Consider the following 23,157-nt stretch of genomic DNA (forward strand, 5'->3'; position numbering starts at 1 on the left):
GCGCGGGAAGGGATGAGACAGATTGTCGCAGCTGCAATCTGCCGTCTTGCCGTGAAATCATTTCCGGTCCGGCCACGTCTTGAAGGGGAGCAACGCCATGGCTGGACCAGCCACCTCAACCAATTCGCCCGAGATCAAATCGCGCATCGGCGCGATCCTGCGCGCCACGTCAGGCAATTTCCTCGAGCAGTTCGACTTCTTCCTGTTCGGCTTCTATGCGGCCGCGATCGGCAAGGCGTTCTTCCCCTCCTCCAACGAGACGGCGTCGCTGCTCAACACCTTCGGCGTGTTCTGGCTCGGCGCGTTGATGCGGCCGGTCGGCGCGATCGTGCTAGGCGCCTATATCGACCGCATCGGCCGCCGCCAGGGCCTGATCGTCACGCTCGGCATCATGGCCTTCGGCACCGTGGTGATCGCATTCTGCCCGAGCTATGCGACCATCGGCATCGCCGCGCCCGTGATCGTGCTGATCGGACGTTTGCTCCAGGGCTTCTCCGCCGGCGTCGAGCTCGGCGGTGTGTCGGTGTACCTCGCGGAAATCGCAACGCCCGGCAATCGCGGCTTCTACACCTCGTTCCAATCGTCGAGCCAGCAGGTCGCGATCTTCGTGGCATCGATCCTCGGCTACATCCTGTCCGAAGTGATGCCCGCCGACACGGTCGCCGCCTGGGGCTGGCGCATTCCCTTCTTCGTCGGCTGCCTGATCATTCCCCTGATCTTCGTCCTGCGGCGGACGCTGGAGGAGACGCCGGCCTTCCTCGCGATGAAGAAGCACCCCACGGCCAGCGAGGTGTTCGCCTCCGCACTCGCCAATTGGCGCATCGTCATCCTCGGCATGATGATCGCGATCCTGACCACGACGACGTTCTATTTCGTCACCGTTTACACGCCGACCTTCGGCAAGACGGTGCTGAAGCTGTCGACGCAGGACGCGCTGCTCGTGACCCTGCTGGTCGCGGTGAGCAACTTCATCTGGAATCCGGTCGGCGGCGCGCTGTCCGATCGCATCGGCCGCAAGCCGGTGCTGCTCGCCATCGCCGGCCTCTCGCTGGTCACCGCCTATCCCGCGCTGCATTGGCTGGTGGCCGCGCCGAGCTTCGGCAAGCTGCTCGCGGTGGAGATGATGTTCTCGTTCTATTTCGGGGTCTACAGCGGCACCATGCTCGGTGCGCTGGTCGAGATCGTGCCGGCGCATGTGCGCACCACCTGCTTCTCGCTTGCGTTCGCGCTCGCCGCCGCGCTGTTCGGCACCTTCACGCCGCTCGCCTCGACCTGGCTGATCGAGCGGACCGGCGACAAGGCCTCGCCGGGCTTCTGGCTGATGCTCGCCGCGCTGCTTGGCATCATCGCAGCGTCCACGGTGTATCGCGACGGTGGCAAGGCGGCGCCGGCGTATGATGCGGTGCCGGAGCCGGTCGCGGGGCGTTAGAGCGGTGTCACTGCGGCGGCGCGTAGCGCGAACCCTGATGCGCCATTGCGCATCAGAGAATCCATTTCTCCCAGCGCCTGTTGCACGATGGATTCCGAGTTCGGTCCTGCGGACCGCCCCGGAATGACAGCGGGCGCTACAGCTCCACCACCACGTAATCGCTCTCGACCTTCACCGTAACAGTCTCGGCGACATACGGCCCCTTCACCACGCTTGCGCCCGGCTCGACATGGGCGGGATACGCCTTCACGCGGAAGCGGCGGGGGTCGCAATAGGATTGGCCGGTGCGGATGTCGAACTCCCAGCCGTGCCAGGGGCAGCGGATGATCTCGCCGAGCTTGGTGTATTCGATCTCGCCGGGTTCCTTTGACTGCGCGAGCCCGATCAGCGGGCCCTCGCACAGCGCCGCGCCCTGATGCGGGCAACGGTTCATCAGGCCGAAATATTCACCCTTGATGTTGAAGACCGCGATCGGCCGCCCGTCGATCTCCAGAAATTTTCGCGTGCCCGGCGGAAGCTCGTCGACCGGCGCGATCACATGCCGCGCCATCAACCAATCCCGTATAGGGCGCGCGCATTGCCGAGATAGAACGCGTCGCGATTGGCCTCGCTGACGCCCGCCGGCAGCACGCGCGAGGGCTCGTCATAATCCCAATGCGGATAGTCGGTCGCGAACAAGAGCCGGTCCCAGCCGATCCAGTTGATGACGTCGAACAGGTCTTCGCGCCGCTCCGGGTCTTCCATCGGCTGCGTGGTCCACCATACCTGCTCGCGGATATATTCCGACGGCGGACGCTTCACATGCGGCACCTCGCTGCGCAGGCGCTGCCAGGCCTTGTCGAGCCGCCACGCCAGCGACGGCGCCCAGCCGAAGCCGGCCTCGATCATCACCATCTTCAGTTTCGGGAAGCGCTCGAACACGCCCTCCAAAACAAGACTGGCCAGCGCCGATTGCTGGCACTGCGAATGGCCCACCATTTCCTCGATGTAATAGGAGGGCCAGCCCGACGGCGTGATCGGATTGCCGCCGAAGCCGAAGGCGTGGACGCCGACGGGCAGCCCCGCTTCTTCCGCGGCCTGATAAATCGGCCAGTAGCGGCGCTGGCCGAGCGGCTCGACATTGCGACTGAGCAACAGCACTTGCACGAAATTCTTGTCGCCGGCGCGCTCGCGGATTTCGGCGGCGGCCGACAAACCGTCCTCGTTACCCACGACGATCGACGCCTTCAGCCGCTTGTCCCTGCTGGTCCATTTGTCGATCTGCCAGTCGTTGATCGCCGAGCACAAGGCGGCCGCGAGCTCGTGATTGCGGATGCCCTGCCCGGTGTTGAGCGGATTGAGCACGCCCAGCTGCACATTATTGGGATCGAGCAGCTGCTCCTGCATGAAGGAGAGCGAGGAGCCCTGCGGCCCGCCTTCGGGCGGATAGGCATCGCGGCGCGAGGCGTTGGGCTGGGCTTTCGGATAGGGCGGGCCTTCCATCATGCCCTGATAGGCATGAACGCCGTAGACTTCGAGATGATGCTGCCAACGTTTGGCGAGATAGGGATAGAGCTCGGTGCGGGTGGCGCGGGCCGGATGGATGTCGCAATCCGCGATCGCGGTTTTCGTAGTCAGTGGGGAAGCAGCTTCGGAGCTCTCGCGGAACTGGATATTCATCGCCTTGCCTCCTTTGGCAGCGGGCTAAGTCAGGCGGGGATAGGTCGCATGCGGATTTTCGATCATGATCTTGCGCACGAGATCGGGGGTGAGACCTTCGGGCAGCGCGTCCTGGCCGTCGAACTGCCAGTGCGGATAGTCCGTGGAGAATAGGACCAATTCGTCCGACTGCATATGATCAAACAGGCGAATTAATGTCGCGTTGTCTGGCGGTGCATCAAATGGCTGCAACGAGAAGCGGATGTTGCTGCGCACAATATCCAGCGGCGCACGATCGACCCACGGCGTCTCCATCCGTACCCCGCGCCAGAACTTGTGCAGGCGCCAGAGATAGGGGGAGATCCAGGAGACGCCGGACTCCAGCATCACCATTTTCAGGCGCGGATATTTGGCAAACACGCCTTCGACGATCAGGCTGGTGAGCTGGGTCTGGAACGCCTGGGCCTGACCGACATAATCCTCGATGTGATAGGAACCCCATCCCACCGCGGTCGGCGGATTGTGGTAAGCGGAACCGGCGTGGATGCCGACCGGGAGTTCCAACCGTTCCGCGGCTTCATAGATCGGCCACAGCGCGCGCTTGCCGAGGGGCGTGTCGCCCATGACCAGCATCAGCACCTGCACGAAGCGCTTGTCCTGCGCGCAGCGCTCGATCTCGGCAACGGCCTTCTCGACGCTTTGCGTCGGGATCACGATCGAGCCGCGCAGCCGGGAATCGCAATCGAGCCATTCCTTGGCGAGCCAATCGTTCAGCGCGCGGCAGAAGGCGGCCTGCAAATCTTCCGAAAACACCATCTGCACGCCGTAGAGCGGATTGCAGATGGCGTATTCGAGCTTGAAAGCGTCGAACACGTGGCGCTGCATGTCCTCCAGGCTCTCGCCTGGCTTGCCGCTCTCGGGCCGCCAATCGGGGCGCGCCACGATCGGTGACCTCTCAGGATAAGATTGCGAGACGAGATCGACCATGCCGCGCGTCATCACCTGATCGCGCCAGTAATCGTTCAGATACGGCAGCAGGCTGGTCAGATGCGGCACGGCAGGATGCACATCGCAATCCACCCCGCCCGCGATCAGGGACGCCATGACGTCTCCTTCACGTTTCCTCGTCGCTTTTGTCTCGTGCCCTCCATTCAAGCAGGCCTGCCCGCCGCCCGCAACTCGGCCAGGGCAGCCGGCATATGCTAGGAAGGCGCAGCTCGGTTGCGGGGAAATGGGAGGTTCAGGAAATGAAAGAGCTCGTCGGCATCGCGGAACAGATCGCCGCCAAACTGATCGCGCGCAAACAGACCATCGCTGTGGCGGAATCCTCGGCCGGCGGCCTGCTCGCGGCTAGCCTGCTCGCGGTGCCCGGTGCGTCCGCCTATTTCCTCGGCGGCGCGGTGGTCTACACCCGCGATGCCAGGCGCGTGCTGATGAATATTTCGGATGAAGGAATGAAGGGCTTTCGCTCCTCGTCGGAGCCCTACGCGCAACTGCTGGCCGAGCAGATGCGAACGCGCTTCAACAGCGACTGGGGCCTGTCCGAGACCGGCGCAGCCGGCCCCACCGGCAACCGCTATGGCGACGCCGCGGGTCATAGCTGCATGGCGGTGAGCGGGCCGGCGGCGGAGGTGATGACGCTGGAGACGGGCAGCAATGACCGGTTCGCGAACATGCAGGTGTTCGCGGCAACGGCGCTCAAATTGCTGCTAAGGAAGCTGGAGGGATGACGATGGTATCGCTCGCAGCGATTACGCTTTCAGTTCCGTCATCCTGAGGTGCGAGACGCGTGGCGCAACGCGCCACGTGTGGAGCCTCGAAGGATGGACGGCCGAGAAGCAGCCGGGCCGTCGCCCTTCGAGGCTCGTCCTGCGTCGCAGGACGAGCACCTCAGGATGACGGCGATAGATTTGTGTCGAGGCGGCGACCGACATCATCGCCCCAGATGCCGCATGAAAATCCGCACCACATAGCCCTGGAATCGCGGTGCTTCGTCGTACAGTACTGACGCGATCCGCTCGATGGTCTCGCGCAGCGACAGGAACTGCGCCTGCCGCGCGCTGCTTTCGGTGCCCTGCATGCCCGCGAGCTCATCCATCGCGGCGTCGCTGATCTGGCACTGCACGACCTCGTCGTCGTTCAGCATGGTGAAGCGAAAGGCCAGCCGTTGGAGGTCATGGCCGATGATCTTGTCGCGCGTCAGCGGCATCCAATTGTCCCGTTCGCACCCCCGAACGGGACAATGCTGAAAATCTGCCGCGTTGTCACCATCCGCGCCGAAAGACATGGCCGTCATCCGGCGCCCGTCATCAGGAGGGATCGGTGAACCGGCTGCTCGTCAGCTTCAATAGGTGAGCGCTGTGCCGGTCGGCCTGTCGAGCGCCGCGGATAGCGATCGATATTCCTCGCAATTCGTCCCGCAAATCGACGCAATGCGGCCAAGGTGATAGATAGCCTGCTCGCGATTGCCGCGCTCGAGCTGCCACAGCCCGTAATATTGCCACGTCAGCACGTGGTTCGGGTCCGCCTTCAATGCGCGTTCGTACCAGACCTGCGACTGCTCGTAGTCACCAAGCTTGCGATAGGAGTAGCCGATGAGGTTGGCGACGTTCGGATGGTCGTCATGGCCAAGCGACCTCAATTGCGCGATCGCGGCCGCATAGTCGTTGCGCTCGTAGATGGTGTGATAGGCCATGCGATAGCCAGGCGCGAATGCGGGATCGTCGATGCTGGACTGGTTGTTCGGCTTCTTGCCCTTCTGGGTCGCCTTGGCACCCGGGCGCTTCGGATAGGTCGGCTGCGGCCTTTGATCCGAATAGGCCCCGGCATACGGATCCGTGGAACTAACGCCGCCCCCGCCTCCGCCCCCGCCTCCACCCGCGGCGAATGCCGGCGAGCTCAACAGGGCTGCCGCGAATGTACCCAACGCGACGCACCTGATCATCGCTGCGATCATGTCTGTCTCCCGTACAGTTTCAAGCGGCCCCGGAAGACGTGATAACCCTGCCTTGACAACAATATTCCGGGGCGCTGCTCTCACGGAGACGTCAGCGTTCGTACGACAGGTCTGGTGACTTACTGGAAGGCCACCTCAGCGAAACTGCGGAGCTTTCGCGAATGCAGCCGCTCCGATTCCTGCTGCTTGAGCCGCTCCAGTGCCTTCAGGCCGATCTCGAGATGCTGGCCGACGCGGCGGCGGTAAAATTCGCTGGCCATGCCGGCGAGCTTGATCTCGCCGTGCAGCGGCTTGTCGGAGACGCAGAGCAGCGTGCCGTAGGGCACGCGGAAGCGGTAGCCGTTGGCGGCGATCGCGGCCGATTCCATGTCGAGCGCAACTGCGCGCGACTGCGACAGGCGGCGGATCACCTCAGGCCCGGAGATCTCCCAATTGCGGTTGTCGACACTGGCGACGGTGCCGGTGCGCATCAGGCGCTTGAGCTCAAAACCTTCGAGCCCGGTGACGTCCTCGACCGCCTCCTCGAGCGCGACCTGCATCTCGGCCAGCGCCGGGATCGGCACCCATAGCGGCAGCTCGCGGTCGAGCACATGGTCCTCGCGCACATAGCCGTGCGCGAGCACGTAATCGCCGAGCCGCTGCGTGTTGCGCAGGCCCGCGCAGTGGCCGAGCATCAGCCAGGCATGCGGGCGCAGCACCGCGACGTGGTCGGTGACGTTCCGCGCATTCGACGGACCGGTGCCGATGTTGATCAGGGTGATGCCGCGATAGCCGGGCGCGACCAGGTGGAAGGCCGGCATCTGCGGCATGCGCGCGGGCGCGTCCCCGCTGGTCGCGCCGCCGCTGCGCGTGATGACATTGCCGGGCGCGACGAAGGCTTCGAGGCCGGCCTCGCCGGACTGGAGCCGCTGCTGGCAGGCTTGCACGAATGCATCGACATAGAACTGGTAGTTGGTGAAGATCACAAAGTTCTGGAAATATTCGGGGTCGGTGCCGGTGTAATGATAAAGCCGGCGCAACGAGTAATCGACACGGGCGGCCCGAAACAGCGACAGCGGCTCGGGCACGCCCGGCTGGAGCTCAAACGTGCCGTCGGCGATGGAATCGTCCATGGTGGCGAGATCCGGCACGTCGAACGCGTCGCGCAGCGACCGCGTCACAAGCGAATTCTCGCTCGTCGTGATGGCGGCTTCGATGTTGATGTCACGGCGGTAGGCGAAGTGGATCGGGATCGGCTCGGCCGATTCCCCGATCTCGACGGGCACGCCATGGTTCTGGATCAGCAGCCCGATCTGTTCGACGAGATAGCTGCGGAACAGATCCGGCCGCGTGACGCTGGTCTCGTGCACGCCGGGGCCGGCGACGAAGCCATAGGCCAGGCGCGAATCCAGCCGCGCATGCGTTGCGGTGGTGACGCGGACGAAGGGATAGTAGGCCCGCACCCGCGTCGTGATCGCCTCGCCGTTGACATAGGCCTCGAACCGGTCGCGCAGAAACTTCGTGTTGCGCTCGTAGATCTCTTCCAGGCGGGCAACGGCGAGGGACGCGTCGGAGAAGGATTCGGTGGCGATGGAGGGGAGAGATTGCATGGGTCGACCGCCGGGTTGCTGAGGCTCGAGTCGAACTATAGCAAAGAAGGCGGTGCCGTAGGGTGGGCAAAGCGAAGCGTGCCCACCATCTTGATTGCGTGCAAAGAATGGTGGGCACGGCGCTTCGCGCCTTTGCCCACCCTACGAGACCGAATGTGCCGCGCGAGATCCCGGATGCGCGCTAGGCGCGCTCCGGGATGACGCGCTTTTGCGCGTCACTTTTCGCGGAACGCGCGCATCAGCTGGTCGTGCAGCGGCTTCATCAGATAGGACAGCATGGTGCGGTCGCCGGTCTGGACGAAGGCTTCCACGGGCATGCCGGGAATCATCTTGACGTCGCCCAGGCGGGCGATCTCTTCGGCCGGCATCGAGACGCGGATGGTGTAGTAGCTCTGACCGGTGCGCTGGTCGGTGGTGACGTCGGGCGAGACGCGGCTGACGAGGCCGTTGAGCTCCGGCGTGGTGCGCTGGTTGAAGGCGGAGAGGCGCAGCAGCGTCTTCTGGCCGATCTGGAGCTTGTCGATGTCGACCGGATTGACCTTGGCCTCGACCTGGAGATCGTCGGCCTGCGGCACGATCAGCATCAGCGCATCACCGGCGGTGATGACGCCGCCGACGGTGTGCACCGTCGATTGCAGCACCATGCCGTCCTGCGGCGCGCGAATGTCGATGCGGCGAAGCTGGTCTTCGGCGGCGACCTTCCGCTCGATCAGTTCGCCGATCTTGTCGTTGGTCTCGCGCAGGTCCTTGGAGACTTCGCTCACCACGTCCTTGTCGACCTGGATGATCTGCAGCTCGGTCTCGGTGATCTTGCCCTTGGCCTGGGCGCGCGAGGCGATGTACTGCGCGCGCTCGCCGTTGAGGCGTGCCGAGTCGCGTTCGAGCTGGGTCAGGCGCGAGATCTGCACCAGACGCTTGTCGTAGAGCTCCCGCACGCCGGTGAGCTCGTTCTGCACCAGCGAGATCTCCTGGTCCTTGGCCTTCTCCTGGGCGCTGAGGCCCGAGATTTCCTCGTTGAGCTGCGTGATGCGCTCGCGGAGTTGCGCCTTCTGTCCGGTGCGGCCATTGACGCGGACGTCGAACAGCTTGGTTTCGGCGGAGAGCAGCAGCTTGACGTCAGGATCGATGGCGCGATCGAGCAGGGCCTGCGGAAATTCGATTCTGTCGACACCGCGCTGCTCGGCCTGCAATCGCGCCGCGCGCGCCTGCGCGGCGTCGAGATTCTTGGTGACGATGGCAAGGTTCGCTTTGGTGACGGTGTCGTCGAGCCGCACCACGATGTCGCCGGCCTTGACCAGGTCGCCGTCGCGGGCACGCACCTCGCCAACCACGCCGCCGGTCGGGTGCTGCACCTTCTTGACGTTGGATTCGACCACGATCTGCCCCGGCGCAATCAGCGCGCCCGAGATCAGCACGGTCGACGCCCAGCCGCCGAGACCGATGACCAGGACCAGCACGATCACGAGGCCGAGGATCAGGTGAAACTTGATGGATTCACGGACGGTCTTCTTCGCGGCAGGCTTCGGGCCGCCGATGGCCATCGTGCTCATGGCTTGGCCACTCCGCCTTCGCTGACGATCTTGATCGGTGCCGGCGGCGTCACGCGCGGCTGCAGCACCTGGGCGAGCACCTGCTCCTTCGGGCCGAACGCCTGCATGCGGCCGTCGCGCAGCACCAGGACCTGGTCGACCGCCTCGACGCCGATCGGGCGGTGCGCCACCACGACGACGATGGCGCCGCGCTCGCGCGCGGCACGGACGGCGCGGGTCAGCGCCTCATCGCCTTCGGTGTCGAGATTGGAGTTGGGCTCGTCGAGCACGATCAGGAAGGGATTGCCATAGAGCGCACGTGCCAGCGCCACGCGCTGCGCCTGGCCTGCGGAAAGCGCCGCGCCCTGCTCGCCGACTTGGGTGTTGTAGCCCTCGCGCATCTTGATGATCATCTCGTGCACGCCGGCTTCTTTTGCCGCCGCGATGATGCCGTCGGACGTCGCCTCGGGGTCGAACCGGCTGATGTTCTGCGCGATGGTGCCGCCGAACAATTCGACGTCCTGCGGCAGATAGCCGATGTGCCGGCCGAGCATGTCGGATGACCATTGATCGAGCGCCGCGCCGTCGAGCCGCACCTTGCCGCGCACCGGCTGCCAGACCCCGACCAGCGCGCGGATCAATGACGACTTGCCGGAGCCGCTCGGGCCGATCACGCCGAGGCCGTTGCCCGCGGCGAGCGCGAAGGTGATGTCCTGCACGATGAGGCGCTGGTCGCCGGGCGGCACCATGGCGACGCCTTCGACCGAGAGCCGGCTCGTGGGCGCCTGCAACTGGGTCGGCATCGTCTGCGCCGGCATCTGCTCCAACAGGCGGGTGAGGCGATGCCAGCTCTGGCGTGCTGCGACGAAGGATCTCCAGTGCGCAATGGCGAGATCGACGGGTGCAAGCGCGCGGGCGGAGAGGATCGAGCCGGCAATGATGATGCCGGCGGTCGCCTCCTGGTGGATGACGAGATAGGCGCCGACCGCGAGCACGGCCGATTGCAGCATCATGCGCAGCACCTTTGCGACCGCGCCGAGACCGCCGGCGACGTCGCTCGCACGCTGATTGCCAGCGAGATATTTTTCGTTGGTCTCGCTCCAGCGCTGGTTCATCCGACCGGCCATGCCCATCGAGACCATGACTTCGGCGTTGCGGCGGCTGGCCTGGGCGAGATCGTTGCGCTGGGCGGCAAGGCCCATCGCCTCGCGCGCCGGCTGGCGCGACATGAACTCGGTGACCAGCGTCAGGCCGACCAGGATGATGGCGCCGATCAGCGCGGTGACGCCGATCATGACGTGGAAGGCGAAGCAGATGGCGAGATAGAGCGGCAGCCAGGGCAGATCGAAGAACGCGCTCGGGCCCATGCCGCCGAGGAAGGAGCGGACGTTGTCGAGATCACGCAGCGGCTGGAGACCTTCGTTGCGGCTGCCGACCAGGAGCGGCAGGCGCACGATGGTGTCGAACACGCGCTTGTTGAGGGCTTCATCGAGCGCGGTGCCGACCCGCCCCAGGATCCGATTGCGGATCATGTCGAGCACGCCCTGCGCCATGTAGAGGAAGCTGGCGAGGATGATGAGGCCGACAAGGGTGGGAATGCTGCGGCTCGGCAGCACCCGGTCGTAGACCTCCAGCATGAAGATCGACCCGGTCAGATAGAGCAGGTTGATCATGCAGCTCATCAAGCCGACGCCGACGAACGCCGTGCGACAAGCGCGCAAGGCGTCACCGAGCTCTGAACGGCGGACGCCAGGGATGGCTGCCATCAGTCTGATCTCTTTCCGGTGAGAGGCAAAGCCCCTGATTTCAAAGGCAAAATCAGGAGTACTTGACCCGGATTAACATCGCGTTTTCCGCCCGTCCAACGCAGTCGACCTAATCCAGGCCTCCATGAGCCACATCTACCCCTGATAGCATTGTGCGCAAGTCCGGAATTTCACAGGCTTGCGGCTTTTTCTTGCGGGCTTTCAGGCTCTTCCCGGAAAAGCGAGAGCCCAAAAGTTCCGATCCGCCGAGCGCGGGCTAGAACCGGCCGCCGCCACGCACCAGCCGCACCACCAGCAGCAGGATGACCGCGCCGATGGCGGAATAGACGATCTCCGACACCAGGCCCGTGCCGAGACGAATGCCGAGCTTCGGAAACAGGAAGCTCGCCACCAGCGCGCCGGCGATGCCGACCACGATGTCGCCGATGATGCCGAACCCGGTCCCGCGCACCACCTTGCCGGCGAGCCAGCCGGCCACCAGGCCGACAAACAGGATGACAAGCAGGCCTTCGTTGGAAATGTACATAAGTGAGGTCCCTCTCCGTGAACGGAGCCATGGAACGGGAACCGGGATGAATGGGGTGTGAATGCTGTTCCCCGGCGGCTGGTGGCGGCTGGGAAGAGAAAAAGCCGAAAACAACCCCATGCACAGTAGCCAAGTCGGTGTTGTCGCAGAAAAATTTCAAGTGGGTGTTACGATACTGCGGCCGCCTGCTCCGCCAGCACGCATCGCGCCGCCCGGCCCGGCCCGACCTCCACGTTCGCAGGCAATTGCTCCAGGCAACGAGGCTGGGCCGCCGAACAGCGCGGGGCGAAGGAGCAGTTGTGGGGCTTTTCGCCCAGCGAGGGCGGCGTGCCGGGGATGGTTTCGAGGCGTTGCCCCCGCTTGGCGCCGTGGATGGTCGAGGCGAGCAGGCCCTTGGCGTAGGGATGCACCGGGCTGCGGACGATGTCGCGCAAGCTACCCTGCTCCACGATCTGGCCGGCATACATCACCGCCACGCGGTCGCAGATCTCGATGGCGACGCCGATGTCGTGGGTGACGAAGATGACGGACATGCCGAACTCGCGCTGCAACTCGCGCAGCAGCAACAGGATCTGGATCTGCACGGTGGCGTCGAGCGCCGTGGTCGGCTCGTCCGCCAGCAGGATTTTTGGCCGGCAGGCCAGCGCCAGCGCAATCATGGCGCGCTGCCGCATGCCGCCGGACATCTCGTGCGGATAGGCGTCCAGCCGCCGCTTGGCGGAGGGGATGCGCACGACCTCGAGCATCTCCAGCGCCCGCGCCCTGCCCTCCGCGTAACTCTTGCCTTCGTGGCGCACCACGCTTTCGGCGATCTGCGCCCCGATGGTGTAGACCGGATCGAGCGCCAATGCCGGCTCCTGGAAGATCATCGAGACGGTCTGGCCGCGGAATGACGACAATTCCTCATCGTTCATGGCGAGCACGTCGCGGCCCATCACGTTGACCTTGCCCGAAATCTGCGTGCGCTTCTTCGGCAATAGCCGCATCAAGGCACGCAGTGTCACGCTCTTGCCAGAGCCGGACTCGCCGAGCAGGCCCAGCACCTCGCTGGTCCCGAGCGAGAGGCTCAGATCGTTCACGGCATAGACCGTGCGCTCGCCGGTGAAGCGGATGTTAAGGCCTGAGATCTCGACGAGGTTGGTCATGACGGCAGTTTCGGCAATCGATCGTGATAGTCGGTGACGCGCTGGAAGGCGGCGCCGATGGTGAGCAGGGTCGCTTCATCGAAGGAGCGGCCGATCAGTTGCATGCCGACCGGCAGGCCGCTTTTGGTGAAGCCGGACGGTACGGTGAGCGACGGCAGGCCGAGATAGTTCACCGGGCGGGTGAACAGGGTCAGGCGCTGCACCATGGCCGGTGCATTCGGGCCGCCGCCGACATCGCTCTCCTCCATCGTCGGCGCCGGCACCGGCGAGGCCGGTGCGATCACCGCATCGACGCTTGCGGTCGCCGCGTTGTGGGCGGCGAGCGCCGGGCCGCGCCAGCGCATCGCCTCCAGATAGGTGATGGCGGGAACGGCGAGACCGTTCTGAAGCCGCATCAGCACTTGCGGGCCATAATCCTGCGGACGCTCGATCATCCACCGCTTGTGGAAGGCGGCAGCTTCGGCGGCGAGCACGAGCTGGCTCGCCGAGGACAATTGCCGCTGGTCCGGCAGCTCGACCTTGACGATGTCGGCGCCCTCGCGCTTGAGCAGCGCGATGGTCTCGTCCAGCACGCGCGCGACCTCGCCGTCGAGATCGTCGACATAAAAGGATGCGGGCACGCCGATCTTGAGGCCCTTCAGCGAGCCCTTGGTCGCAGCGACATAATCCGACAGCGGCTCGTGGCTGCAGGTCGAATCCGCGGGGTCGGCGCCGGCCATCAAGGCCAGCAGCAGCGCGCAATCCTCGGCAGTCCGTGCGAGGGGGCCGACCGTGTCGAGCGATTGCGACAGCGGCATCGCGCCGGCGCGGCTGACGCGCCCGACGGTGGTCTTGAGGCCGGTGACGCCGCAAAAATGCGCGGGCATGCGGATCGAGCCGCCTGTGTCGGAGCCGAGCGCCGCATAGGTCAGCCGCGCGGCAACCGCCGAACCGGAGCCGGATGAGGACCCGCCGGTGATATGGGCGACGTTCCAGGGATTGCGCACCGGGCCGTAATGGGCGTTGTGACCGGTCGGGCCGTAGGCGAATTCGGCGAGGTGCAGCGTGCCGAGGCGCACCTGTCCGGCATCCTTCAGCCGCTGCAGGGCGGTGGACGTGACGGTTGGCACGAAGTCGCGGCGGATCAGCGAGCCGCAGGTCGCGACGTGACCCGTGTCGTAATACATGTCCTTGTGCGCGAGCGGCACGCCATGCAGGGGTCCGCGGACATTGCCCTTGGCGAGCTCGGAATCGGCGGCTTCGGCCGCCTTCAATGCTGCCTCGGCCTCGACCGACATGAAGGCGTTGAGATGCGGCTGCCACTGCGCGATGCGGTGCAGCAGCGCGCGCGTGACCTCATGCGAGGACACCTGCTTCATCGCGATCGCGCGCGCGACCTCGGTGAGCGTCATCAATGCAGGCTCGGTGCTCATTTCGAGACCTTCTGCGTCTGCGCGATCGGATAAAGCGCGGGCTCGAGGTCGAACGGAAGCGTGCCGGCGATGGCCTCGAAGCCTTCGAAGGCAGGTCCGATGGAATTTGAGATGCGCGTCGCGATCTCGTCATCCACAGCGACGCCGGCGATTTGCGCGATCGGCTTGATCTCTTTCGGTGTCGGTCTCGTCATGCGGTCTTCTCCCTGGGCGCTCGGCTATGGCCTGAACCCGGTATCGCCATGTAGCACGCGGCCTCGTGGCCCATTCTATCGAGCGCGGTGAGCTTTGGTGTCGCATTTGCGCAGAGCGGCTCCGCAAACGGGCAACGGGTGTGGAAGCGGCAACCCGAGGGCGGATCGATCGGATTGGGCGGATCGCCCGTGATCGGCGGCGTCTCGGTGCGCCTGTCGGGGTCGGAGGACGGCATCGCAGCAAGAAGTGCGCGCGTGTAGGGATGCGCTGGACTATCCCAGACCTGGTCGACCGGACCCAGCTCGACGACCTCGCCGAGATACATCACCAGCACGCGATTCGAGATGTAGCGGACGACGTTGAGGTCGTGGCTGATGAACAGATAGGTCAGGCCGAACTCGCGCTTGAGATCGGCCAGGAGATTGAGCACCTGCGCCTCGACGGATTTGTCGAGCGCGGAGACGGCTTCATCCAGGATCACCAGCCTTGGCGACAACGCCAGTGCTCGCGCGATGTTGACCCGCTGGCGCTGACCGCCGGAGATCTCGTGCGGATAGCGGCTCGCGAAATTTTCCGGGCGAAGACCGACCTTGCCGAGCAGCTCGCGCGCGAGGGTGCGCGCCGCGCCGTCGGCCATGCCGTGGACCTTGGGGCCGAACGCGATCGATTCCTCGATCGTCAGGCGCGGATTGAGCGAGGCGTAGGAGTCCTGGAACACCATCTGCATGCCCCGGCGCAGCTCGCGCAGCGACAGCGACTGCCCCACGGTCATGCCGTCATAGATGATGTCGCCGGTATCGCGCGGCATCAGATGCATCAGCAGCCGCGCCGTGGTCGACTTGCCGCAGCCGGATTCGCCGACGATGCCGACGGTCTCGCCCTTGGCAACAGTGAAGGAGACACTGTCAACGGCGCGCACGGTTCGTTTGGCGGCGAACAGCCCGCCACGCACCGGAAAATGCTTGGTCAGCCCGTTGACCTGCAGCAGCGGCTGCGCGACGCCGCCGACGTCCTCGACCTGCTCCAGCATTTCGACGGATGTATTGTTCTCGCTCATGGCCTAGTTCCTGATGTCCATGGCGCTGCGCAGGCCGTCCGAGAGCAGATTGAAGCAGATCGAGACCGCGAAGATCATCGCGCCCGGCAATGCTGCGACCCAGGGATTGACGTAGATCGCGGTCCGCAAGGTGTTCAGCATCAACCCCCATTCCGGCTCCGGCGGCTTGGTGCCGAGACCGAGGAAGGAAAGACCGGCGGCCAGGATCATCGAGACTGAAATGAGACTGGTGGCATAGACGAAAATCGACCCCAGCACGTTGCCGAGAATGTGCACGCGCATGATGGTGAAGGGCCCGGCGCCGGAGGCACGCGCGGCCTCGACGAAATCCATGTTGCGCACGCCCGTCGTGACGCTCTCGGCGACGCGGGTGATCTGCGGCACGAACACCACCGTCAACGACACGATGGAATTGAGGATACCGGCCCCGAGTGCGCCGGAGATCGCGATCGCCAGCAGCACCGACGGGAAGGCATAGAACACGTCGATCGTGCGCATAATCGCCGTGTTGAGCTTGCCGCCGACATAGCCGGCAACGAGGCCGAGCGAGGTGCCGATGCAGAAGGCGAGGATCACGGGCAGGATGCCGATGACCAGCGACAGCCGTCCGCCATAGATCAGCCGCGCCAGCATGTCGCGGCCGAGCTCGTCGGTCCCGAGCGGGTAGCCCGCGGTGCCGATATGGCGCAGGCGGCGGATCATCGAGCCCTTGTAGGGATCCTCCAGACCCAGCCATGGCGCGAGGATCGCCGAGAGGAAGATCAGCAGCAGCACCAGCGCGCAGGCCATGCTGACCTTGTCGCGCGTGATGCGGCGGCCGACGGTCGCCCAATAACCGCGCGCCTTGGTCGCGGGCGCGGCCTGGAGCGCGGCGTCGCTGGTCGCAGACAATGGAAGCTCGCTCATCCCGCTAGCCCCGCTTGATACGCGGGTCGATCGCGGCTTGCGCGATGTCGACCAGGAGATTGAGGAAGACGAAGAACAGCGCCAGGATCAGGATCGTGCCCTGCAGCAGCGGCAGATCGCGCTGGAAGATCGCCGAGTTGAGCAGGAAGCCCGAGCCCGGCCAGGAGAACACAGTCTCGATCAGGATCGAGCCGCCGAGCATATAGCCGAGTTGAAGCCCCATCACGGCGAGTGCGGTGGGGGCGGCATTCTTGATGACGTGGCGGAATACGCCGCGCTCGTGCAGACCCTTGGCGCGCAAGGCCTCGACGAAGTCCTGGCTGAGGATATCACCGGTGAGCGCACGCACGGTGCGGGTGACGATGCCCATCGGAATCACCGACGTCGTAATCGCCGGCAATACGAGATATTTCAGGTGGTCCCAGTCCCAGGCCCAGGAGTTGGAGCCGTTCGGCCCGGCACCGACCGCGGGCAGCCAGTTCAGCTGCACCGAGAAGATGATGACGAGCACCATGCCGAGCCAGTAATGCGGCACGGAGACGCCGGCGATGGCAAAGGAGGTCGCGACCTTGTCGATCCAGGTCTCGCGGAAATAGCCGGCGATCAGGCCGAGCAGGATGCCCATGGTGAAGCCGATGATCGCGGCGGCGATCGCCAGCGTGACGGTGTTGCCGACCGCGCGCATGACTTCGGCAAGCACGGGGCGGCCGGTGGCGATGGAATTGCCGAGGTCGCCATGAAGGGCGCGGAGCAACCAAAGCCCGAACTGCACCGGCAGCGGGCGGTCGAAGCCATAGGCGGTACGCAGCTGCGCGGCAAGCTCCTGCGAGGCGTCGGCCGGCAGCACGGCGACCAGCGGATCGCCAGGCGTGATGTGCACGAGCAGGAAGCACACCAGCGCCACGCTGATGACGATCGGAATGACATAGACAATGCGTCTGGCGATATAGGCGAGCACGTTGTTTCTTTTTCTTCCCTTCTCCCCTTGTGGGAGAAGGTGGCGCGAAGCGCCGGATGAGGGGTTCTATCCGCGGAGATTATTGCATCGATGGAGGGGTCAGCTCCCGCGGAGAGAGACCCCTCACCCGGCTTCGCTGTCGCGAAGCCACCCTCTCCCACAGGGGGAGAGGGTGCACTGAGCAAGCCGATAGACTACTGCGCGATCGACACCAGCGAGAAGTCGATGAACCAGCTCTTCGGCTGTACGACGCCTGTCACCTTCGGGCTCATGGCGCGCGGGCCGACGTCGTGGGCGACGTAGAGGAAGGCCGCATCGTCGACCGAAGCCGCGTGCAGCTCGGCGAGCGCGGCGTCACGCGCGGCGGGGTCGAAGGTCTGGCGCGCCTTCTTCACCAGCTCGTCGAACTTGGGCTCGTTGATGAAACCCCAATTGTTCGAAACCGGCGCCGCCATGCCCGACTGCAGGAAGCGCACCAGCGCGAAGAACGGATCCATTGCCGCATAGGTGACGTTGGTCGCGTTGGCGCCGTTGGCGCTGGGGTCCTTGGCGCCGCGGCGCCAGTTGGTGAACAGCGTATTCCATTCGATGACATCGAGCTTCACATCGAAATAGCACTCGGCGAGGGCCTGCTGGAGATATTCGTTCATCGGCAAAGGCTGCATCTGGCCCGAGCCCGAGGCGGAGGTCTGCGTCTTTACCGTCAGCTTCTTGTTGGGGCCGAAACCGGCCTCCTGCATCAGCTTTTGCGCAGCTGCCTTGTCATACTTGATCTCGAAGGCTGGCTTGCCGCGCCAGGGATGGCCGGGCTCGAAGGTGCCGGTCGCGGGCACCATCAGGCCGGCGAGCAGGCCGTCCTTGAGGCCTTCGCGATCAATGCAGAGATTCGCTGCCTTGCGCACGCGGATGTCGTTCCAGGGCGAACCCTCGATGCGCGAGAACTGCCACGGCCAGACATGGGGCTGCTCATTGGCGTAGAGCTTGAAGCCGCGCTGCTTCAATTCGGGCAGCGCGTCCGGCGCAGGTGCCTCGACCCAATCGACCTGTCCGGAGAGCAGCGCCGCGGTGCGCGCGTTTGCCTCCGGCATCGGCAAGAGCACCATCTTGTCGACCTTGGGCACACGCGCCTTGTCCCAATAGCTCGCGTTCTTCACGAGCTCGAGCCGCTCGCGCGGCGTGAAGCTCGCCATTTTCCACGGACCGGTGCCCGCGGCGTCCTTGGCAAACGCAGTCCATGCGGCCTGCGATTTGGCCTTGGCATCAGCCCCTTCCGCCTTGTCATAGAAATGCTGCCACTTCCCCGGGCTCGCCATGAACAAATTGGTGAGGTTGATCGGCAGGAAGCTGTCGGGCTCCTTGGTGGTGAGCTCGACCGTCATATCGTCGATCTTCTTGGCGGAGGCCAGCGTCGGCATGCGCGAGGCCGTGACGCCGACCTGGCTGGCGTCGAATTGCGGCGCATCCTGCTTCAAGACCTTCTCGACGTTCCACACCACGGCGTCAGCATTGAACGGCGAGCCGTCGTGGAAAGTCACGCCGGGGCGTAGCTTGAAGACCCACTTGGTCTTGTCGACATCATCGACCTTCCACTCGGTGGCAAGGCCGGGAATGACCACGCTCGCCTTGTCGGCGGAGGACAGGTCCCAGCCGGTCAGCGCGTCATACATGGTGAGGCCGGTGAAGCGATTGCCTTCAAAACCCTGATCCGGCTGGCCCAGGGTGCGCGGAATATCGGCAGCGGTCATGCCGATGCGCAGCACGGTCTCCGCGCTGGCGACGCGCGGCCATGCAGCGGCAGTCGTTAGAGCGAGCACCGCGATCAATGCCGCGCGCGTGTTCTTCTTAGTAAGCATCGCCTCAATCCTTTTCCGGCTTCGATGACTATTTTTGATGCAATCGTATGCAATGGCTATGCCAAAGAGAAACTTATTCTGCCATTTGTCACTGCGACGACAAGTCCTTGTGGCCCGCGCGCGGGTAAGCGCATTGCGCTGCCTATTCTGGCATCAAGATTGCAGGTTCGGCTCCGAAATTCCGTTGGGAGCTTTGGGCCATGGGTCTTCGATTATCGACTTGTCTCGCCGTGCTTGCGCTGGCGTTGTCCGCAATCTCGGCGCGCGCCGAAACGGTGGTGCGCTACGGCATCTCGATGGCGGATATCCCGCTGACGACGGGGCAGCCCGATCGCGGCGCCGGCGCCTATCAGTTCACCGCGTACACGATCTACGATCCCTTGGTGGCCTGGGAGATGGACGTCGCCGACCGTCCCGGCAAGCTGGTGCCGGGTCTGGCGACCGAGTGGAAGGTCGACGATGCCGACAAGACCAAATGGCGCTTCACGCTTCGTAAGGGCGTCAAATTTCACGACGGCAGCGAGTTCAATGCCGATGCGGTGATCTGGAATCTGGACAAGGTGCTCAACGACAAGGCGCCGCAATTCGACAAGCGGCAGAGCGCGCAGGTGAAGACCCGCCTGCCATCGGTCGCAAGCTACGCCAAGATCGACGATTTCACGGTTGAGATCACCACCAAGACGGTCGATTCCTTCTTCCCCTATCAGATGCTGTGGTTCCTGGTGTCGAGCCCCGCGCAATACGACAAGCTCGGCAAGGATTGGGACAAGTTCGCCAGCCAGCCTTCCGGTACCGGCCCGTTCAAGTTGACAAAACTGGTGCCGCGCGAGCTCGCTGAGCTCTCCAAGAATCCGGACTATTGGAACAAGAAGCGCATTCCCAAGGCCGACAAGATCGTGCTGGTGCCGATGCCGGAAGCGCTGGCGCGCACCAATGCGCTGCTTGCGGGGCAAGTCGATCTGATCGAGACGCCGGCACCGGATGCCGTGCCGCAGCTCAAGGCCGCGGGCATGAAGCTCGTCGACAACGTCACGCCTCATGTCTGGAATTATCATCTCAGCGTGCTGCCGGGCTCGCCCTGGACCGATATCCGCCTGCGCAAAGCGCTGAATCTCGCGATCGACCGCGAAGCGGTGGTGGGCTTGATGAATGGCCTCGCGAAACCCGCCAAGGGCCAGGTCGACTCGTCAAGCCCATGGTTTGGCAAGCCGAGCTTCGAGCTGAAATACGATCTCGCTGCGGCGAAGAAGCTGGTCGAGGAGGCCGGCTATTCAAAAGCAAAACCGCTGAAGGCGACCTTCATCATCGCGCAGGGCGGCACCGGTCAGATGCTGTCGCTGCCGATGAACGAATTCTTGCAGCAGAGCTTCAAGGAGATCGGCATCGACATCGACTTCAAGGTGGTCGAGCTCGAGACGCTCTACACGCACTGGCGCAAGGGCGCGGCCGACGAGATCAACGCCGGCATCACCGCCAACAACATCGCCTATGTCACGTCGGATCCGCTTTACGCCATCGTCCGCTTCTTCCATTCAGGCCAGATCGCGCCCGTTGGCGTCAACTGGGGCGGCTACAAGAACCCTGAGGTCGACGCGCTGATCGACAAGGCCAAGCAAACCTTCGATGCCGCCAAACAGGACGAGCTGCTGGCACAGGCGCATGCGCTGATCGTGGACGATGCCGCGCTGGTCTGGGTCGTCCACGACACCAACCCGCACGCGCTGTCGCCGAAAGTGAAGCAGTTCGTGCAGGCGCAGCACTGGTTTCAGGATTTGACGACGATCGGGATGGAGTGAGGGGGGAGCGCCGGACACCGCTGCCGTAGGGTGGGCAAAGCGACTTGTCCGCCGTAGCTCGAAGAGCGAAGCCCACCATCAGAGCGCGATGAGAGAAATGGTGGGCACGGCGCTTTGCGCCTTTGCCCATCCTACGGGAGCGACGACGCGGCGCCCTACTTCGTCAGCAGCGCATACGCTCCGGTCCAGCCCTCGGCCGGTGGATTGAGTTGGAAATCCTTGATGCGGGCCTCATAGAGCTTGAACAGCTTTTCAAGCGTGTCGGCGTCTTCGCTGCGGCGGCCGCGTTCGATCGCATCCAGCGCGCCCTGCCAGTCGCGGCCCCGGTAGCAGCCGAGCATCTCGATGGTGATGTTGCGCAGGCGCTGGAAGGCGCCGGAATGCATCACGTCCTCACGGCCGGCGATGGCGTAGATCACCTCCGGCTCGGTCTTGCCCTTGACCATGATGAAGTCGAGCTCGAGGATCGCGAACTTGTCCTTGGCGGCGAGCGCGGTTCTGGATCCCACGATGATCGGAAAGCCGTATTCCTTCGACTGGCCTTCCAGGCGCGAGGCGAGGTTCACACTGTCGCCGAGCACCGAATAGTTCTTCTTCAGATCGGAGCCCATGTTGCCGACGACGCCGATGCCGGTGTTGAGGCCGATGCCGACATTGAGCGGAATATAGACATGGCCACCCTCGGCGGCCTCCTCCTCACGCTCCTTGTTGACTGCGTCGATCTGCTCCAGCATCTGGATCGCCGCCTCGCAGGCGTTGATCTCGTGCTCGGCATCGTCGAGCGGCGCGTTCCAGAACGCCATGATGGCGTCGCCCATGTATTTGTCGATATAGCCCTTGCGCTCGATGATCACGTCGGTCAGCGGCGTCAGAAAGCGGTTCATCAGCGCGATCAGGCCTTGAGGATCATGCTTGTAGCTCTCCGAGATCGTGGTGAAGCCGCGCACGTCCGAGAACATGATCGTCATCTCGCGCTCCTCGCCGCCGAGCACCAGCTTCTCCGGCGACTGGGCCAGCTGCTCGACCAGCACCGGCGACATATATTGCGCGAACTGCCCGCGGATCTGCACGCGCTGGCGCTGCTCGCGCACGAAGCTGGCGAAGATCAGCGTCAGATAGACCGCCGTGGTCGAAAGCAGCGGATAGGTGAAGTCGATGAGGTAGCGGTACTGCGCATAGAAGAACCAGGACACTCCGACCAGGATGGCGGCGAAGGTCGCACCCGCGAGCACCAGGCGCACCGGTCCGAGGTTCGGCGTGAAGATGATGACGAGCAGGCCGATGACGAGCGCGGCGAGCAATTCGACGCCCAGCGCGTAGTTCGGCTGAGAGATCACCGCGCCGCTCAGCACGCTCTCCAGCACCTGGGCATGGATCTCGACCCCCGGCATGGCCCGGGATACCGGCGTGGTCTTGATGTCGTTCAACCCGCCCGCGGAGGTGCCGACCAGCACCAGCTTACCGGCAAGCCTGGAAGCCGGCACGCTGTTGTCGAGCACGTCGACCGCGGAAACGTAGATCGAAGGATCCCGGCGCGCATAGTGCACCCAGAGCTGACCGTTCTTGTCGGTCGGAACTTCCACGCCTTTGAGGCGGATCGACCTGATGCCCGCCTTGTCCGTGCGGACCAGCAATGTCGGCGTGCCGGTGACGACGCGCAGGATCTCGAGGCTGAGCGAGGGCATGATGTTGCCCTGGGCGCGCATGATCATCGGCACGCGGCGGATCAATCCATCACGCTCGGTCCGGATCGAGAACAAGCCGCGGCCGGCGGCTGTCTTTTCGATGATCGGCACGTTGCGGAGCAGGCCGGGGAATTCGAACAGGAAGCGCTCGGCCCCCTCCTCCCCGACCGTCGCCACGCCCGTGAACGGAAGCGATTTATCGAGTTCTGACAAGACCTCTGGAAGCCCGGTCTCGCCCAGCACGACGCGCGAGCGCTTGATGGCGTCGGCGAGGACCTGGTCGTTGCTCGGCAGCTCACGCAGCTTGGCTCGGGTGGCATCGTCCAGATAGCGCATCTGGCTCGCAACCAGATCCGGGTTGAGCCGGTCGGGTTCGGAGAACACCACGTCGAAGCCGATCGCCACCGCGCCGCTGCCGGTGAGGTTCTGAATCAGATCGGCGATCCGCGTGCGCGGCCACGGCCACTGCCCGAGCCTCGCAAGGCTCTTGTCGTCGATGTCGACGATGACGACCGGCCGCGCCGCCTTGTGGCGCGGGTCGATCAGCTGGAACATATCGAAGGTGCGCAGCCGCAATTCCTGGATCGGCGGCGGATCCCAGAGGCGAGCGCCGGCAAACACGACCAGCAGCGCAAGGCACATCAGCCGCGCGAAGCCCAGCTTCCGGGCAAACCACCGCCGCAGGATCTTGAGACGCTTCATGCTGGTTGAATATCA

The 23,157-nt window shown here is 64.5% G+C and carries 20 protein-coding genes; 3 read left to right on the plus strand and 17 right to left on the minus strand.

What is annotated here, in order from left to right:
• Positions 1–97 precede the first annotated feature (97 nt).
• Entirely contained in the window at positions 98–1,429 is a 1,332-nt protein-coding gene (locus IVA81_RS17930; RefSeq protein WP_247320393.1) for an MFS transporter, read from the plus strand.
• A 136-nt stretch (positions 1,430–1,565) separates the two neighbouring features.
• Here IVA81_RS17930 and IVA81_RS17935 read toward each other — a convergent pair whose 3' ends face one another.
• Genes IVA81_RS17935 through IVA81_RS17945 form a run of 3 tightly spaced genes read right to left on the minus strand, consistent with a single transcriptional unit; the run spans position 1,566 to position 4,171 of the window.
• Complete coding sequence (locus IVA81_RS17935; protein WP_091955851.1) at positions 1,566–1,979, minus strand: Rieske (2Fe-2S) protein; 414 nt, start codon at positions 1,977–1,979, stop codon at positions 1,566–1,568.
• Positions 1,979–3,088, minus strand: coding sequence for an amidohydrolase family protein (locus tag IVA81_RS17940; protein ID WP_247320395.1), 1,110 nt, complete (start codon positions 3,086–3,088; stop codon positions 1,979–1,981). Before IVA81_RS17940 ends, IVA81_RS17935 begins: the two co-directional genes overlap by 1 nt.
• Positions 3,089–3,112: 24 nt before the next feature.
• A complete protein-coding gene (locus IVA81_RS17945; protein WP_247320397.1) occupies positions 3,113–4,171 on the minus strand; it encodes an amidohydrolase family protein in 1,059 nt (352 codons plus the stop codon).
• 143 nt (positions 4,172–4,314) lie between these two features.
• On the opposite strand from IVA81_RS17945, the gene IVA81_RS17950 reads away from it, so the two are divergent.
• Entirely contained in the window at positions 4,315–4,797 is a 483-nt protein-coding gene (locus IVA81_RS17950) for a CinA family protein (protein WP_247320399.1), read from the plus strand.
• 203 nt (positions 4,798–5,000) lie between these two features.
• Here the strand turns inward: IVA81_RS17950 and IVA81_RS17955 are convergent, their stop codons facing one another.
• From IVA81_RS17955 to IVA81_RS18015, 13 genes are all read right to left on the minus strand, one after another.
• Positions 5,001–5,276 (minus strand): DUF1488 family protein, encoded by a 276-nt coding sequence (locus tag IVA81_RS17955; protein ID WP_247320401.1) that lies wholly within the window; start codon positions 5,274–5,276, stop codon positions 5,001–5,003.
• 135 nt (positions 5,277–5,411) lie between these two features.
• Positions 5,412–6,023 carry a tetratricopeptide repeat protein gene (locus IVA81_RS17960; RefSeq protein ID WP_247320403.1) on the minus strand — a complete coding sequence of 204 codons (612 nt, stop codon included), beginning with the start codon at positions 6,021–6,023 and terminating at the stop codon, positions 5,412–5,414.
• A gap of 119 nt (positions 6,024–6,142) precedes the next feature.
• A complete protein-coding gene (locus IVA81_RS17965) occupies positions 6,143–7,612 on the minus strand; it encodes an AMP nucleosidase (RefSeq protein WP_247320405.1) in 1,470 nt (489 codons plus the stop codon).
• Between the two features lie 215 nt (positions 7,613–7,827).
• Positions 7,828–9,162, minus strand: coding sequence for an HlyD family type I secretion periplasmic adaptor subunit (locus tag IVA81_RS17970; RefSeq protein WP_247320407.1), 1,335 nt, complete (start codon positions 9,160–9,162; stop codon positions 7,828–7,830).
• The gene (locus IVA81_RS17975; protein ID WP_247320409.1) at positions 9,159–10,907 is read right to left on the minus strand and encodes a type I secretion system permease/ATPase; all 1,749 of its coding nucleotides are present in this window, start codon (positions 10,905–10,907) and stop codon (positions 9,159–9,161) included. The genes IVA81_RS17970 and IVA81_RS17975 overlap by 4 nt, the downstream gene beginning before the upstream one ends.
• A 256-nt stretch (positions 10,908–11,163) precedes the next feature.
• Positions 11,164–11,433, minus strand: coding sequence for a GlsB/YeaQ/YmgE family stress response membrane protein (locus IVA81_RS17980; RefSeq protein WP_018321362.1), 270 nt, complete (start codon positions 11,431–11,433; stop codon positions 11,164–11,166).
• Between the two features lie 167 nt (positions 11,434–11,600).
• Positions 11,601–12,578 carry an ABC transporter ATP-binding protein gene (locus tag IVA81_RS17985; RefSeq protein WP_247320410.1) on the minus strand — a complete coding sequence of 326 codons (978 nt, stop codon included), beginning with the start codon at positions 12,576–12,578 and terminating at the stop codon, positions 11,601–11,603.
• On the minus strand, positions 12,575–13,990 hold the full coding sequence (locus tag IVA81_RS17990) for an amidase (protein WP_247320412.1): 1,416 nt from the start codon (positions 13,988–13,990) through the stop codon (positions 12,575–12,577). Before IVA81_RS17990 ends, IVA81_RS17985 begins: the two co-directional genes overlap by 4 nt.
• Positions 13,987–14,184, minus strand: coding sequence for a hypothetical protein (locus IVA81_RS17995; protein ID WP_247320414.1), 198 nt, complete (start codon positions 14,182–14,184; stop codon positions 13,987–13,989). The genes IVA81_RS17990 and IVA81_RS17995 overlap by 4 nt, the downstream gene beginning before the upstream one ends.
• Entirely contained in the window at positions 14,181–15,242 is a 1,062-nt protein-coding gene (locus tag IVA81_RS18000; RefSeq protein WP_247320416.1) for an oligopeptide/dipeptide ABC transporter ATP-binding protein, read from the minus strand. The genes IVA81_RS17995 and IVA81_RS18000 overlap by 4 nt, the downstream gene beginning before the upstream one ends.
• A gap of 3 nt (positions 15,243–15,245) precedes the next feature.
• A complete protein-coding gene (locus IVA81_RS18005; RefSeq protein WP_247320418.1) occupies positions 15,246–16,148 on the minus strand; it encodes an ABC transporter permease in 903 nt (300 codons plus the stop codon).
• A 4-nt stretch (positions 16,149–16,152) separates the two neighbouring features.
• Entirely contained in the window at positions 16,153–17,106 is a 954-nt protein-coding gene (locus IVA81_RS18010; RefSeq protein ID WP_247320420.1) for an ABC transporter permease, read from the minus strand.
• A gap of 194 nt (positions 17,107–17,300) precedes the next feature.
• Positions 17,301–18,959, minus strand: coding sequence for an ABC transporter substrate-binding protein (locus IVA81_RS18015; protein ID WP_247320422.1), 1,659 nt, complete (start codon positions 18,957–18,959; stop codon positions 17,301–17,303).
• 200 nt (positions 18,960–19,159) lie between these two features.
• On the opposite strand from IVA81_RS18015, the gene IVA81_RS18020 reads away from it, so the two are divergent.
• Positions 19,160–20,755: an ABC transporter substrate-binding protein gene (locus IVA81_RS18020; protein ID WP_247320424.1), complete on the plus strand. Its 1,596-nt coding sequence runs from the start codon at positions 19,160–19,162 to the stop codon at positions 20,753–20,755.
• Positions 20,756–20,910: 155 nt separating this feature from the next.
• Here the strand turns inward: IVA81_RS18020 and IVA81_RS18025 are convergent, their stop codons facing one another.
• On the minus strand, positions 20,911–23,142 hold the full coding sequence (locus tag IVA81_RS18025) for an adenylate/guanylate cyclase domain-containing protein (RefSeq protein ID WP_247320426.1): 2,232 nt from the start codon (positions 23,140–23,142) through the stop codon (positions 20,911–20,913).
• Between the last annotated feature and the right edge of the window lie 15 nt (positions 23,143–23,157).

This window comes from Bradyrhizobium sp. 141 (genome assembly GCF_023074055.1).
Lineage (GTDB): Bacteria > Pseudomonadota > Alphaproteobacteria > Rhizobiales > Xanthobacteraceae > Bradyrhizobium.